The organism is Citrobacter sp. A316, assembly GCF_002042945.1.
Lineage (GTDB): Bacteria > Pseudomonadota > Gammaproteobacteria > Enterobacterales > Enterobacteriaceae > Citrobacter > Citrobacter portucalensis.
On record NZ_MVFZ01000003.1, the window covers coordinates 266,412 to 279,679 of the forward strand.

At 45.7% G+C, this 13,268-nt stretch carries 14 protein-coding genes and 5 pseudogenes; 8 read left to right on the forward strand and 11 right to left on the reverse strand.

The features are described from left to right. Nucleotides 1-22: 22 nt before the first annotated feature. From BZK41_RS05345 to BZK41_RS27480, 7 genes are all read right to left on the reverse strand, one after another. Nucleotides 23-952: a site-specific integrase gene (locus tag BZK41_RS05345; protein WP_079937435.1), complete on the reverse strand. Its 930-nt coding sequence runs from the start codon at nt 950-952 to the stop codon at nt 23-25. Between the two features lie 46 nt (nt 953-998). Continuing rightward, the gene (radC, locus tag BZK41_RS05350; RefSeq protein ID WP_079937436.1) at nt 999-1,451 is read right to left on the reverse strand and encodes a DNA repair protein RadC; all 453 of its coding nucleotides are present in this window, start codon (nt 1,449-1,451) and stop codon (nt 999-1,001) included. A 1-nt stretch (nt 1,452) separates the two neighbouring features. Next, nucleotides 1,453-1,914: a hypothetical protein gene (locus BZK41_RS05355; protein ID WP_079937527.1), complete on the reverse strand. Its 462-nt coding sequence runs from the start codon at nt 1,912-1,914 to the stop codon at nt 1,453-1,455. Between the two features lie 120 nt (nt 1,915-2,034). Then, nucleotides 2,035-2,427, reverse strand: coding sequence for a DUF2787 family protein (locus BZK41_RS05360; protein WP_079937528.1), 393 nt, complete (start codon nt 2,425-2,427; stop codon nt 2,035-2,037). A 26-nt stretch (nt 2,428-2,453) separates the two neighbouring features. Beyond that, complete coding sequence (locus tag BZK41_RS27720; RefSeq protein ID WP_079937437.1) at nt 2,454-2,702, reverse strand: TA system toxin CbtA family protein; 249 nt, start codon at nt 2,700-2,702, stop codon at nt 2,454-2,456. Nucleotides 2,703-3,032: 330 nt separating this feature from the next. After that, entirely contained in the window at nt 3,033-3,521 is a 489-nt protein-coding gene (locus tag BZK41_RS05370; RefSeq protein WP_172313089.1) for a hypothetical protein, read from the reverse strand. Nucleotides 3,522-3,634: 113 nt separating this feature from the next. Continuing rightward, on the reverse strand, nt 3,635-3,787 hold the full coding sequence (locus tag BZK41_RS27480; RefSeq protein ID WP_006324787.1) for a hypothetical protein: 153 nt from the start codon (nt 3,785-3,787) through the stop codon (nt 3,635-3,637). Between BZK41_RS27480 and BZK41_RS05375 the strand changes: the two genes are divergently transcribed. The 4 genes from BZK41_RS05375 to BZK41_RS05390 are packed head-to-tail and all read left to right on the forward strand — an operon-like array spanning nt 3,715 to nt 5,191. Further along, on the forward strand, nt 3,715-3,912 hold the full coding sequence (locus BZK41_RS05375; protein WP_240034390.1) for a helix-turn-helix domain-containing protein: 198 nt from the start codon (nt 3,715-3,717) through the stop codon (nt 3,910-3,912). The two genes, BZK41_RS27480 and BZK41_RS05375, sit on opposite strands and share 73 nt — an antisense overlap. 11 nt (nt 3,913-3,923) lie before the next feature. Beyond that, nucleotides 3,924-4,451, forward strand: coding sequence for a hypothetical protein (locus tag BZK41_RS05380; protein WP_079937439.1), 528 nt, complete (start codon nt 3,924-3,926; stop codon nt 4,449-4,451). 14 nt (nt 4,452-4,465) lie between these two features. Further along, nucleotides 4,466-4,825, forward strand: a complete 360-nt coding sequence (locus tag BZK41_RS05385) for an acyl-CoA dehydrogenase (protein ID WP_079937440.1) — start codon at nt 4,466-4,468, stop codon at nt 4,823-4,825. 30 nt (nt 4,826-4,855) lie between these two features. Next, nucleotides 4,856-5,191, forward strand: a complete 336-nt coding sequence (locus BZK41_RS05390; RefSeq protein ID WP_079937441.1) for a hypothetical protein — start codon at nt 4,856-4,858, stop codon at nt 5,189-5,191. Nucleotides 5,192-5,659: 468 nt separating this feature from the next. Here BZK41_RS05390 and BZK41_RS05395 read toward each other — a convergent pair whose 3' ends face one another. The 3 genes and pseudogenes from BZK41_RS05395 to BZK41_RS05405 form a co-directional block, all read right to left on the reverse strand. Next, nucleotides 5,660-7,408 carry a patatin-like phospholipase family protein gene (locus tag BZK41_RS05395; RefSeq protein WP_079937442.1) on the reverse strand — a complete coding sequence of 583 codons (1,749 nt, stop codon included), beginning with the start codon at nt 7,406-7,408 and terminating at the stop codon, nt 5,660-5,662. Nucleotides 7,409-7,703: 295 nt separating this feature from the next. Further along, nucleotides 7,704-7,886, reverse strand: a pseudogene (locus BZK41_RS05400) (substrate-binding domain-containing protein); the annotation flags it as partial. A gap of 7 nt (nt 7,887-7,893) precedes the next feature. Further along, nucleotides 7,894-8,299, reverse strand: a pseudogene (locus BZK41_RS05405) (transposase); the annotation flags it as partial. A gap of 442 nt (nt 8,300-8,741) precedes the next feature. Between BZK41_RS05405 and BZK41_RS27725 the strand changes: the two are divergent. The 4 genes and pseudogenes from BZK41_RS27725 to BZK41_RS05420 all read left to right on the forward strand — a co-directional run. Further along, nucleotides 8,742-8,789, forward strand: a pseudogene (locus BZK41_RS27725) (hypothetical protein); the annotation flags it as partial. Between the two features lie 36 nt (nt 8,790-8,825). Continuing rightward, nucleotides 8,826-9,075 (forward strand): annotated as a pseudogene (locus BZK41_RS27485) (IS3 family transposase); the annotation flags it as partial. 203 nt (nt 9,076-9,278) lie between these two features. Beyond that, the gene (locus BZK41_RS05415) at nt 9,279-10,193 is read left to right on the forward strand and encodes a hypothetical protein (protein ID WP_123915254.1); all 915 of its coding nucleotides are present in this window, start codon (nt 9,279-9,281) and stop codon (nt 10,191-10,193) included. Nucleotides 10,194-10,273: 80 nt separating this feature from the next. Beyond that, nucleotides 10,274-11,533: a hypothetical protein gene (locus BZK41_RS05420; RefSeq protein WP_192897715.1), complete on the forward strand. Its 1,260-nt coding sequence runs from the start codon at nt 10,274-10,276 to the stop codon at nt 11,531-11,533. 539 nt (nt 11,534-12,072) lie between these two features. On the opposite strand, the pseudogene BZK41_RS05425 reads toward BZK41_RS05420, so the two are convergent. Next, nucleotides 12,073-13,131, reverse strand: a pseudogene (locus tag BZK41_RS05425) (IS3 family transposase). Nucleotides 13,132-13,268: the final 137 nt, after the last annotated feature.

The window sequence follows — 13,268 nt, forward strand, 5'->3', positions numbered from 1 at the left end:
ACAACACAGGTAAATGATACCGTCACCAGCATTTGAGACGTCTGCTGGCGTTCACTTTCATAGTCTCACCACGATAGTCATAGCGCGTCGTCGTGGATATGTCGCTGTGGCCTGCCAATTGGCGTACGGTGTTGATATCCACGCCCTGCTCCAGTAAACGGGTGATGAAGGTGCGCCGCATATCATGGGGGGTAAAACGCGCTATGCCTGACGTTTGCTGTAACTCAGCCAGGATACCCGTTAGCCCGGTTGTTGTCAGAGGCTGACTGGCAACCTTACCGTTGCGCTGAATTCGGCTGAACAGTACGTTTTCAGCTTCGTTTGCGCTGACTTTAACCCATGCGCGGATGGCCTTATCCACTGCATCCGCCACATGAATTTCACGGTATTTACGCCCCTTCCCCTGTTTCACAGTCAGGATGCCGTTGTCATAGTCCCGGCGCTCAAGTTTGACCAGTTCCCCGGCCCGCAGGCCCGTTCCGCAAAGTGTCAGCACAATAGCGGCATCACGACAGCGCCGTGCCTGTTGCGGATGTTGTTTTGCTGCCTGAATCAGTGCTCTGATTTCCTGCTTGTCCAGCGCCCTTCCCTTGCGCTGGATATCGCCACTCACGCGCTTAACTGACCGGATACGGGCCAGCGTTTCGGCATCCATGCAGTTGAGGTTAAAGGCCGTCAGCGCCACGCCCCGGAGCGCTGACAACGCCATGTTGACCGATGACACGGCGTAACCGTCATCCAGCAGTGCCGCACGTACTTTAGCGACAGCGGCGTAGTTAAGTTGTTCCCACGGATAACTAGTTACATCCGTACCGCATTTAAGTATGCCAGCACTGCGGTTTAACAGGCTGGTGATGCCCCGCCGTCCCGATGGTGCAAGACCGCTAATATACGCATCGAACACGGTGGTTTGTACCACCGGCACGACCTGAAGCAACGCAGCCTGGCTCATGCGCGTAACCCGCAATAACGTACATTAAACCAGGTAACTTTCAGCATCACACTAGTCCTCGCTCAGCCATCGACACCGTTTCAGTTCCTGCCACGATAAAGTGATCAAGTAACCGCACATCCAGCATTTCCAGCAGCTCCTGAAGCTTTTTGGTCAACTGGATGTCACAACGGCTGGGTTCAGGCTCGCCGCTGGGGTGGTTGTGGACAAGGATGACTGCGGCGGCGTTATGTTTCAGCACACGCTTAATAACTTCACGGGGGTGAACGCTGACCGAGTTTAACGTACCCCTGAACATGATTTCCTTGTGCAGCAGCTGATTCTGATTATCGAGCAGGATGATGCCAAACTCTTCATGTTCAAGCGGTGCCAGCTCAACCATTACGCACCGTCGAACGTCATCAGGGGAACAGAGCTGAACCCCACGCTGGTAATACCGGCTGATAATGTCACGCGCCTGGTCAAGGATACGGGTTTCACGTTGGGTAAATAGGGTCATTTCAGAACTCCCGTTCAATGAAGTAAATGGCGTCAGGAAACAGCTGGCGGCGGGTTACGCCAGTACGCAGGGAGAATGTTTTGCGGGGCATGGTGGTTCGCCCGTTGCTGTCAAAGAAGCAGAGCGTTTCTTCATCTATTTTGACCAGAAGGGACCAGTGAAACTGGTCGCTGAGCATAATCAGGCGGGAGTGGTCAGTGACGTCAAGAAACCGCTGCATTTCCCTGAAAAGTCGCCCGTCCGATAACCCTCGCTTCCCTGCAAAGGGTCTGGTAATTTGAACTGGGAACTGGCGGCTGTAATACCCTTTCTGCAATACCTGAGCTATCAGCCAGTCTAAACGGTCTTCTTCAATCCCTTCAGTCAGCCATTCATGCAAGGGCCAACGCTGTTGAAAAGCCTGAATAAGCCGGTTCATTAACGGGCGTCGTTTCACCCTGCCGTCATACAGCCAGCTCAGCATATTAACCATGCAATAAGCACCGCAAAGACAGTCCAGTTCGCCCTGTTGAGACGCACGTATCCCTCTGTTATCAGTCACAGATAATTCTCCATGTCAGTAGTGATGATTAGTAAAGAGGGATTAGCTTTCCCACAGGACGGTAATGGTGTAGACGTTCATGGCGTGATACTGAATAAAGTTGGATTGCCAGAGTTCAAATAACTCCCTACCGGCGTTAACAGGCAGATCACCAACATGGGCAAGGAAGACATATTGCTGACTCCAGCTAATATCAATTTCCTTTTCCAGTTCGGGGTATACCGTCCCCATATAACCTAAGTCGGTGATGTAATCAAAATACCATTCATCATTGCGTGAAATAAGTCGTATTTCGATAGGATGGTAACCGCCCTTTTCAGCGCTATAACTCAGGTCTTTAAATAAAAGACTGACAGCGACTATTCTAGCTTTATGCGGTGGGGGATTTACCATCTCTTTAAATATGACGTTAATTAATTCCTGACTGACGGGCATAGTCAGCCCTTCCTGATGTATTTTATTCATTTTAATTCCATGTATTGGTTGACGGATAGTTCATTAACTTCACTCAATGGAGTGTCAACTGAATCAAGTCTGTGCAGATCATACTTATATGCCCATTCATTGACTGCCTGATAAGGACGCACACAATCAGTCCAGTATCTTTTCATATAACTTGCCTCACAAAAGGCAGTGTCGTTAATGTCTATGCCATAATACTTAATGAAGAGTTTATTAACTAATTCCTGCCATTGTAATAATGAATACACAATATCCCCTGTCAGATATAGTCATAATGGTGTTCTTTAAATACAGTCAACCCTCCAGTGAAGGATTAACAAGAATGAACGTTTAAAGAATATGATGATTTAAATGGCTGGCTGCAATTAATAACACTACCCAGCAATGAAATTATACCAAAAATATACTTTCATTGCAAATAATAACAATAGGAAACCAGTTCGCAATTCAGTACGGAAATAACTGAAAACAGATTTTTATTCATTAATAAGTAATGGCATACTTTACATTCCGCCATGTCAGACAGGCCAGGGTTCGGGGTGGTTCCTTCTGTCTGACATGGCGGAAAACTGACGCTATCACACCTTCCCGTTCAGCTTTTCAAAGAGGCGCTTACGCTCATCTTCGGGCAGCTTCATGATTTGTACCGCCAGTTCAGAAACATTGGGCCCCTGAGACATCAGATCGTCCTTTACCAGCCTGAGGGCCTGCTCCATCAGTTGCGCGCGCGAAGCTGGCGACATATTGCGATACAGCTGCACCCAGAGGCTTAGCTGGCGATCACTGTCGTTGAGAGTAAACGCTTCGCCCTTAGCCCTGTTTCTCTCATCATCAAGCGACATTGTGGCTGCGCTAATATGGTAAACAACGCCTTTCCCGGCAGTCCTTTTGCGACGTATTTCCGGGTGCAGAGATGCCAGCTTTTCCAGGCGCATCCTGGCGCCACGCGCAGTGCCCGGCATCCCCTCAATATGAGTGAATTCCTCTGCTGTCAGCCAGTCTTTAGCCTCTTCAATAGAAGCTTCAGGATGAGTAGGTATAGCCGAAACTGTTCTCTTACTGCTCATATAAATTTCACCAGATATCAATGCGTTAATATGAAAACCAATAAATGGATACCAAAAGAACTTGAAAGGTATCTTTTATTCGCATTTAATATCCATGTACTGATTCCATGGAGTTAATACTGTGCGTAACTCAACAGCATCGCAGAAAAAGCAGAGCAAAGGAAGTTCAGGGAACTGGCATCGTGCCGATATTGTGGCAGCACTTCACAAGCGAGGGTTAACGCTGGCGTCACTGTCACGCAGTCACGGCCTTGCGCCACGTACATTAAATAACGCCTTAGAGCGTCATTACCCCAGAGCTGAGCGCATTATTGCCGTGGCTCTGGATACGACACCGGAAACATTATGGCCGGAAAGGTATGCCCTTAAAAATGGACCTAATAACAGGTAAAGGATGCAACCATGGCAACCACCATCATTGAAATAACGGAATGCTTTGAGTATTTTTTTAGTTCTCTTTATCGCAGGGAGTTCGTCAAAACACTGCGTCTGAACGAATGTAACGAGCGGGAATTACTGCCTCTGGTACGTTGCTATTTGCTGGGTTGGTTTGCAGATAATGTCTCACCGGAAGTGAAAAGCAAGCTGCCAGGAACTGTATCCGGGCACGGTTACATTGATTTTGTCATTGATGATGTAGCCGTTGAGTTTGCAGTACGTCAACCAACTGCGGCACGTTCCAATGTCTCCGCGACCGTCAACAGTACTGAAGTAAAGAAATTGATGAAGCACGATGGCAAAGCCTTGCTTGTGCTGTTTGACTTCTCTGACACGCCCTACTCAGAAGAACAGATCGAATCTTTCCGCAACTGGCCCTCTCTTGGTCGAGGGAATCATCGCAAGTCCGCATTCAACGTCGTTTATTTCTTTGTGGAAAAATGCAGACCGCTGGCACTGGGGAAAATAGTCAAAAACATCCGTATCACTTAACAGGGAATTAATTAATGAACAGAAAACTGTTGGCTTTATTGATGGCAGCCATAACGCTACCTGTCGCAGCAGCGCAGTACGTGAAACCTGGAGCGATTCTAACCCTGAATCCGGGAGAAGGTAAGGCTGAATTCAGCATTAATGCCTCAACGGGGGATGGCTCGGGCATATGCAATATGGATGGTACGGCACAACAAATAGCTGCCGGAGAACGCCAGAAGCGTCGCTGGATCTGGAATGACAATACCAGCCAGTGTGTTGCAGTAATTAGTGAACTGAAAAACGGTAAGGCCAGCGTGATGACTAGTGCTTGCGAAGGATACTGCGGGGCTTCTGCGGCAGGCGCAATGGATGGTCTATTTAATAAGAAGTAAAAAGTGCCTTAATTAACGAAGGAATCTTAGATGAAAAGAACAATGCTTCTGGTATTAATAGCTGCTGGTTTGCTGGCTGGCTGTGGTGAGAAAACGCCAAAATGCAATAGTAATGATGCTAAAAATCTGGTCGTGGATATTGCAAGAAAGACAATCGAGAAGGGCATGACACTGGATAAGGATGTGCAGATTTCAGTAGAAAATGTCAGAACAATTAGTCATGAATCAGGGCTTGATGTTTATCAGTGTGCCGCTGATTTAACGTTCACAAAACCTGATCTTCAAAATTCTCTACCAATCACCTACCGGATTCAGAAAACTGATGAGGGTAAAGGCCAGTTTTATATAAACGTATCTGGATTATAATCAACTTAGCTAACATCAAGGTTCCTTCTGACTGAAGGTTTTGCAGTGCTTCGACGCTATATATTTGAGAAATGATGCATTGCTTCAACATCTGCATCCAGATGAGAGTCCAGTTCAGCGGTCATTCAGTTAACTGATTGTTTAATAGCGTTCTTTCCTGTTAATGTCTGACCGCTTAGAAAGCCGTAAGCGCTTTGTCGAAATCGAAGGAATGAGGCATGTGTCTGTGTCATTCCTTTTTTGACGTATATTACGGGAATGACACAGAATTTCTAACGCTTTTTGGAATAAAACTTTATGCCTAAAGCTCGCCGATGCAGCCCCCCTCCCTCCTTTACGACTCCGTCAGAGTTGCAATGTCATCGCCCCGACATTTAGGGTTTACGACCTCCGGCTCACAGACCTGCAGCATAGACACCATTTTGCAGCGACAGTGGCACAGGCAGACGGTATAAGAGAACTCAGCATTTACTGCATGTACACACGACCGTTCCAGCCATAATAAAACAACGTTTCATTCCATAACGATTCTCGCTGTTCCAATGTCAGAGGTTCTTCGAGGCGTGATGCCTTCCATTTTTGATTACTACTGTCAAGGATCCTGTCACCGATTACGTCATTATATTCCCTTAGACGCAACATTTGTGTTTTAGTGACTGATGTCGTTTCATCACATGAGTTACTCGCATCCTTGTAAAAGACATTCGTGTGCTGAACACCTCTAACAAGCATGTCACGCATATGCATTAAACACCTATTCTCTGGCCAAAAAAGAAGTTTCGTAAAAGCGGTAATATCTGCGACATCATCTTGTGGCAGCCCAAAGGTAGTTGGAATCAGTTTCAACCGCCTTTGAAGCGCCTTTACTTCATTGTGATGTTTTGTCCAATCAATAGGTGGGTAGTCACATCCTGAAGACTGGCCATTTTTATCAATTGATTCACAGAAATAGATGGGCGGCGGTGGCCCGGCTATTTCCTCACTTTCAAATGAAAGATGGACGAAAAATAGTTTCTGCTTAAGCAGTGTATTTATCTCATCCCAGTTCGCGCGCACTCCACCTGCACAAATGCTGTCAGGTAGCCCATCTTTGCGGCACTGCTCGCTATCGGCGGGCGGTACAAAAATTCGCGATTTGAACTCCGCCAGTGCCCGGGTCCTGCTTACAGCCAGAAGTGAATCAAAAGCAGTGAGTAACGTATTGGTATCAATAACCAACCCCAGCGGTGAGCTCATATACGGGGTATCATCCTTATGGTTACCCTGAATACCAAAGGCATCCACTGTTAACACAATCACCTGATCGCATTGTGTTAGTATCCGGTGAGAATCTTCGATGAGCGCTCTTTTCACCGCCAGCAACCCCAAGTTATCCGAAGCGCCACCGTCAATCAGATGAACATACTTTGGTATGCCGGCTTCCGTCTCATCAGTGCCTCGTTGAAAACGATTTAATACGACCGGCGACATCATGCCTGGGAAGGCTGCAGAGGCGGCGACAGCCCGGGAAATGGGTATGCTTCGATAATCAACACCGATAGAACCAAGATTCGTCTCCGCAAAAGTAAAAAGGCTACCGAATGGACGGGGGCGAAATGCGTCAGAATCATCCCGGGTGGCAATTGTTGAGTTAATGATGATTTGGGGTCGCGTGGGATTCATATCGCCCAACGTGAGCGTACGGCGTTCTCCTGGCACACTGAAAACATCTGAATCCAGAACGTCGAACAGAGCATCCGTCCGGGTTTGGTAACCAAAAATATAGCTGCCAAGAAATGTCGGGTTGGCTAACTTTGCAGCGGCGCTCAACCTCAGGTTAGCGTCAAGTCGTTCGCGTATCAGATCATCACTCCAAACCGGACGCCACGCCTCACCCTGCCCCGCATCTTCAGAGATTCCATAAAGCGCCGCCGCCAGCGAACCACCAGAAACAGAAGAGATCACATTGATATGATGAGCCAGACCATCGCCGTCAACATGTTCAAGTTCCGATAAGACTCGCGCACCGAAGATTGCCGAACGAGAACCACCGCCAGAGATCGTCATAAAAAACGCCGTGCGCTTCCCCGACCCGTCGACGGAACAAATAGGCTGTTGTACTAGGGGTAAATCACCTGAAATACGGGCGGCTGGCTTACCGGATATTGTTGGTCCACATCCCGTAAGAAAAATTGCGGATGCAAACAAAAATGCGAATAATGAAATAGAGACTTTCATGACCTTCCCTGGGCTAAGGTACAACGCATGGTCGTACTGGCAGACTGTAGACATTCCCCTTCCACGTAAGAAAAAGGATTATTTACGCATTACGCATTACGCATTACGCATTACGCATTACGCATACATATCGAAAAAAGATTTTACGATCAATTAGCTAATCAACATATCGCGATTTAACTCTTTCTTACTCGCCAATTTCAGGACCGCATATCCCGCCTCATAGTTTTTCTACCAGCATATTTAGCTGCGTGATTAACTGAGTATTCATATCACACTCTGACTTGCCATAGGACCAGGAGGACTGACGAATGACCAACCGCGTCGGCAGCAGCTCGTGTATGCGCATCTGAAGCGCGCCCATATGCTGGATAATCAGCTCCACGGCACGCCTAGCGAGCTTGTTAAAATCCTGCACTACAGTTTTAAGAGGCGGCTGGAAATAGACGCTGTACGTCGTGCCGTCATAACCGGTGATTCATTGGAGATAACTTTGCGTCAGCAGTCGGACGATGGACCTCATAATGAAAGGTTGAAGGGACAAACCTGCCAGACTACAGGCACGACGTTGCGACAGACCAGTCGTATCACACATCAACACCACGGCTTCCCGATTCTGGTCTGTCGTCAGTACTTTCGCCCAAGAGCCACCTGAAGCGCCTCCTTATCCAACATGGCTTCGGCAAGCAGCTTCTTGAGTCGTGCGTTCTCCTCTTCAAGCGACTTAAGTCGCTTCACCTCAGGAACTTCCATGCCACCAAACTTCTTGCGCCAGGTGTAGAAAGTGGCATCGAAAATGGCGTGCTTGCGGCAGAGCTCACAGGCAGAAACCCCGGCTTCAGCTTCGCGGAGGATACTGATGATCTGTTCGTCGGAAAAACGCTTCTTCATGGGGATGTCCTCATGTGGCTTATGAAGACATTACTAACATCGGGGTGTATAAATCAACGGGGAGCTGGTCAGTTAGACAGCTTTTAACACCAGAGACGGGTACTTGCTACGTGGCTTGATATGACGTTGGTCGTAGTTGCTTTCAGAAGTAAGTCACGCTTGAAATATTAGGCTGTCGCTTGCCAGGAACGCAGTCAGGTGTTCGCATTTTATGCGGCAGTGTCGACTTCCATATAAGCCGTCAGAAATATCGTCCAACGTTCGTTCAAGTTGGTGGAGTTAATCGGCTTAACTGAATCGCCACGGTTTAACAGACACCATAGAGTCATTTATGGACTGACCTCGCCCCGGTAGACGATCCTGTCCTATAGTTTGAGCATAGGAGGAGCATATGGGCACACTACGATTTACCTCTGAATTCTAGGGATAAGCCGCCCATCAGATAACGGAACGCGATTATTCCGTTGCCGAAGTATCCGACCGTCTGGGCGTTTCTGCGCACAGCCTCTACAAGTGGCTGCAGGCTAGCCAGTATGGCAGTGACGACTGGCAGCGCTTCTGCTGGGCCAATAACCTGGCCCCGAGCATAAGCCGACGTGGCAACTGCTGGGATAATGCGGTGGCCGAATCGTTCTTCAGTTCACTAAAAAAAGAACGCATCAGGAAGAGAATATACAAAACCCGAGATCTGGCCCGGGTCGATATCTGCGATTACATTGAAGTGTTCTATAAGCGGACCCGGTGTCAGTCCGGAGGCCTTCGAGCAGGCCTCGTAGTGAGGACAGGAAATGTCTACTGTCGTGGGGGCAGTCTATTTGGAAAATGCGCATGCGCGTTTTTCCGAATGGTGTATTTTTTCGAAAGCTGATAAGTTATTTGCATACAAATAGTATACTTTGCGCGCTTTCACTGGCCTAACGAGGTAAACACGCATGCGCACTCATAAACTGTTAGCAATCATAGGTGGGAACGAATAGTTATGACATTGTTGCAAAGTTGTCTTATCGATGTATTGAAGCCTAGAGAAGGTATTTTCCCTTATTATGATTCATTTTTATCTAGGTACTCATTAATTACAGTTACTGCAATCGTGTCTCAATGTAGTTTGTTACCTGAAACTTATGAAGGCATGACAAAAGCAGACATGGATAGAGATATTGATGGGATGGTTCAAGGTCTTCCTGCTGGTTCTGAAGAAAAGCGAAAAGCGTATCGATTTTTTTGTTTAGGTGCCCAAATTGATCCAGGAGAATCAGTTCAAGAGAATGAAAACAGGACTTTTGCATCAGAGTTATTTACTCAAGATGCAAAAAAACACTCACTCTCTAATAGAGAAATGATTTTAAGAGGTTTGAATTCATCAACCTTTTTAAACTACTTCTTTTTAATCGAAGATAGTTTAAAAAATATCTATATAGATTTGTTAAATCCTCACAATAAGTTCATAAAAGGCTCGGAAACAATCGAAGTGTGCTTAGTAAAAAGCATATATAAGGCTGATATTGCTCAGGAATTTCAAAAAGAGTTGTATGGTAGGAGTAAGATATTTTTCGATATTAGATCCCTAGAAATTATGTGGAGCCTTTTGAATCTAATAAGGAATCAAATAGCTCATACAAATGGGTTTTATGATGACAAAGCCAAACGCTCACTAAATCGTAGAATTGAGAGCCTAGCGCAACACTATAACGGTAATGATGATTGTTTGCTGTCGATTAACATGATTCTCAATGTTTTTGAAAATCATGAAACACAAGTCAAGAAGACTGGATACTTAGTCATTGATGATTCTCTTGAGAATATAATCAGAAATATTTCCATTTTTATTATGGAGTCATTGTACGCTTGTAATCGCGACAAGATTGCTAACAAGGCCTTAAAGTCGGATTCGTAACAGTTGGCTCGGTTTCGCTTCACATTTTAGCCAAAAATTACTCACCGCTTAAGGCGGCGTTAGGTTTCAAGGAGAAAACATTGAGCAGTAGTCAGCCTTGGTTGAAATCAATGGAAAATGGCGGTCTTGGTGAAGCCAGAGCAAAGGCATTTTTGCTAGAACGATTTTGGGTTTTAGAGCGCTCTGTTGACATTCAGGGTGCAGATTACTTGATCCAGAGAAAGATCACCTCCCAAAACTTTATGGACAAAGAACCGCCAAAACTTGGTGTTGTTCAAGTCAAATACATACAAGATGGTAATACTTATATCAGCATCAATAAAGACTACGTCATTAATAACTCAGGTGAAACGTATGGAGAATTCTTTTTGCTTGTATTTTCCGGTCAAGAAGATGAAGCAAAAAGCTTTTTGATGACTTCACAAGATGTTTCAGATAATTTCGAAGAAAATGAAGTTAAAGGTAAGACAATTCTAAAGCTTAGGGGGGAAAAGATACTCGATAATAATAACTTTGAAATATTAAACAAGAGTTTAGCACTTAATAAAATCGATCATGCTCTTAAGCAATCAGACTTTAAACGTAATCGTATGTTTCTAGGAGCAACCAATTATATAAAACTTGACCCAGAGCAAATAGAGCATGACTTTTTATTACCATTAGATAATGGGTATGCAGACCTGCATGATGAGTTCTTCAAAAACAAGAAGCGCCTGCAATCTACACTGTTTGATATTGAAGAGGTTATTGATGGGATGAATAACATCCTAAAAACTTCCGATCCTGAAGAAGCCTTTAGCATCTATGCAGATGTTATTAGTCAACATGAAGGGTCTTCCATGGGAAAATGTATAAGCTTCAGTGTAGATTTTTTTGATGACGAAGACTTCTTAGAAGCAGTTAAAAATCATAAGTCAAGATTATCTGCAATTCGTGATCTGGGGCTGGAAAGCAGTTATTTTTTTCTTCTAAAAACATTTGTGAAATCAGTCTCAGAGCAATCTGCCAAGCTGAAACTAAGTAAAGAAGAAAAAGTGGAAGTAACTATTAAATATGATGCGAAAACATTAGAAAACCCTTCTATTATTGTTTCTAAAACATCTTACAAGGGTGAGTGTCCATTTATTGAGCTCAGCGAACTGGGTTATCAAAAGATATATTTTTACCCATGGAACTGGTTTTCATGGGAGATTAGAGCTGGTAAAGAAACCTCCCCTAAAGACCCCAATGATATCGAACAACAATATATTAATTCCAGTTTTCTTTTTCGTAGGCCATTCCAAGTGGCATTAGAGAAACTCTTGATTGGAGAGGAACTAATCTCACCTTGGATGGAGTAAACCTAACAAGCTCCACCGGAAAAATACTCGCTGCGCTCGCATTTTTCCGGTGAGCTAGGCGTTAACCCATGAAAATTATAATCCGAAACTGACGAGTTAGAGCAAAGGGTCTATCACTCTTTTGTCCAATTGTGAGTTACGATATCAGCAGGCCGACTATAGGATTTAGTCGCTACTAACCAGTGAATGTGTAAGCTCGAGTATGAGTTATTACACATAAGGTGGATTCTTATGTCGCGTTTCTGGCGTACTTATTCGGGTGGTTTGTTACTTTTTCCGGGTTATGTCAGAAACGCACCCAAGCGATTTTGCGGAACGTTCAATTATACTGTACTAATATAACACCTTAACATTCAGGCTCTGCCCGTAACCATTTCTTCGACGTAAGGTAAGGCTACGGTTATGTGTAACCTGTCTTCCGGCTCTAATTTATCCCTACATCGACATAAATCATTCATAATGCCCCGACAGTTGGGGGATAGATGTCCAGAAACTATTTTCATCGCATTCATAGTAAACAGATTGTAAGCGCACCCGTTTTAGTTCCACACATTTTGTGAGGTTTTCAGCCATCAGCCGATATTCTTCCGGCGTCAGGTTATTCAGGGATCTATGAGGCCGCTAGCTGTTACATTCCGTCAGCCAGCGCTCTGTAATTTCCCGTGCTTCATTCAGTGTTCTGAACAGATAAAAATCCAGTATTTCTCTCCTGTATGTCCGGTTGAACCGTTCGATAAAGGCATTCTGCGTAGGCTTGCCGGGCCTGATATTCCAGCATCTCGCCATGCTCTTCTGCCCATTGTGCCAGCGCCAGCGAGACCAGTTCCGGGCCGTTGTCCATCCGCATCATCAGCGGATATCCACGGTTTGCCACGATCCTGTCCAGCACTCTCACGACCCGCTGCGCCGGGATATTCAAGTCAATTTCGATCACCAGTGCTCGCGGTTAAAATCATCCACCACGTTGAAGGTCCGGAAGCGTCTGCCGCACACCAGCGCATCGTGCATAAAATCGATGGACCAGCTCTGGTTCATCACTTCCGGTGTCGTCAGCGGAACCGGGTTGCGCACCGGTAGGCGCGGCTTTCCCTTACGGCGAAAATTCAGTTTCAGCAGGCAGTAAATACGGTGAACTCTTTTATGGTTCCAGATATTGCCCTGCCTGCGAAGTACCTGAAAAAGCTTTTTAAATCCATATCGCGGTTAGCGTTCAGCTGCCACGGTCAGCGCCATAATCACCGGCTCATCACGTTGCGTATCCGGCTGATAACGAAATACCGTCCTGCTAAGCGACAACGTCCTGCATGCCTGGCGTAAGCTCATGGCAAACTGCGCGGTCAGATAGCTGACCAGCTCACGCTTTATCGCTGGTTTTAAAGCTTTTTTTCAATCACATCTTTCAGTGCGCGGCACTCGAGACTCAGGTCCGTAAAAATCTGTTTAAGCCTGCGGTTTTAATCCTCGAGGTCTTTCATCTTTTGATATCAGAGGATTCCATACCGCCGAACTTTGCTTTCCAGTTGTAGTACGAGGCCTCAGGCGCGGCAGAGGTCTTTAACGGTGCGTCCGGCTTCGACGGACTTCAGAACGGCGATGATCTGGTGTTTGAAATAGTACTGATAATAAGAGCCGAGCCCACGACCTTCGCATTACGAATGTGAGCCAACTAGAAAATGAGTATAAACATGAGTACAAATAAATTTAAAATAAAATAAAACAATAAAAATCAATACTA

What these genes read in the sequence shown, in the direction of transcription:
- BZK41_RS05360 (WP_079937528.1), bottom strand. Translation starts at nt 2,427, where the DNA reads ATGCCCGTCAGTCAGGAATTAATTAACGTCATATTTAAAGAGATGGTA.
- BZK41_RS05395 (WP_079937442.1), bottom strand. Translation starts at nt 7,408, where the DNA reads ATGAAAGTCTCTATTTCATTATTCGCATTTTTGTTTGCATCCGCAATT.
- radC (WP_079937436.1), bottom strand. Translation starts at nt 1,451, where the DNA reads ATGACCCTATTTACCCAACGTGAAACCCGTATCCTTGACCAGGCGCGT.
- BZK41_RS05370 (WP_172313089.1), bottom strand. Translation starts at nt 3,521, where the DNA reads ATGAGCAGTAAGAGAACAGTTTCGGCTATACCTACTCATCCTGAAGCT.
- BZK41_RS05380 (WP_079937439.1), top strand. Translation starts at nt 3,924, where the DNA reads ATGGCAACCACCATCATTGAAATAACGGAATGCTTTGAGTATTTTTTT.
- BZK41_RS27480 (WP_006324787.1), bottom strand. Translation starts at nt 3,787, where the DNA reads ATGTACGTGGCGCAAGGCCGTGACTGCGTGACAGTGACGCCAGCGTTA.
- BZK41_RS05345 (WP_079937435.1), bottom strand. Translation starts at nt 952, where the DNA reads ATGAGCCAGGCTGCGTTGCTTCAGGTCGTGCCGGTGGTACAAACCACC.
- BZK41_RS05355 (WP_079937527.1), bottom strand. Translation starts at nt 1,914, where the DNA reads ATGCTGAGCTGGCTGTATGACGGCAGGGTGAAACGACGCCCGTTAATG.
- BZK41_RS05390 (WP_079937441.1), top strand. Translation starts at nt 4,856, where the DNA reads ATGAAAAGAACAATGCTTCTGGTATTAATAGCTGCTGGTTTGCTGGCT.
- BZK41_RS05385 (WP_079937440.1), top strand. Translation starts at nt 4,466, where the DNA reads ATGAACAGAAAACTGTTGGCTTTATTGATGGCAGCCATAACGCTACCT.
- BZK41_RS05415 (WP_123915254.1), top strand. Translation starts at nt 9,279, where the DNA reads ATGACATTGTTGCAAAGTTGTCTTATCGATGTATTGAAGCCTAGAGAA.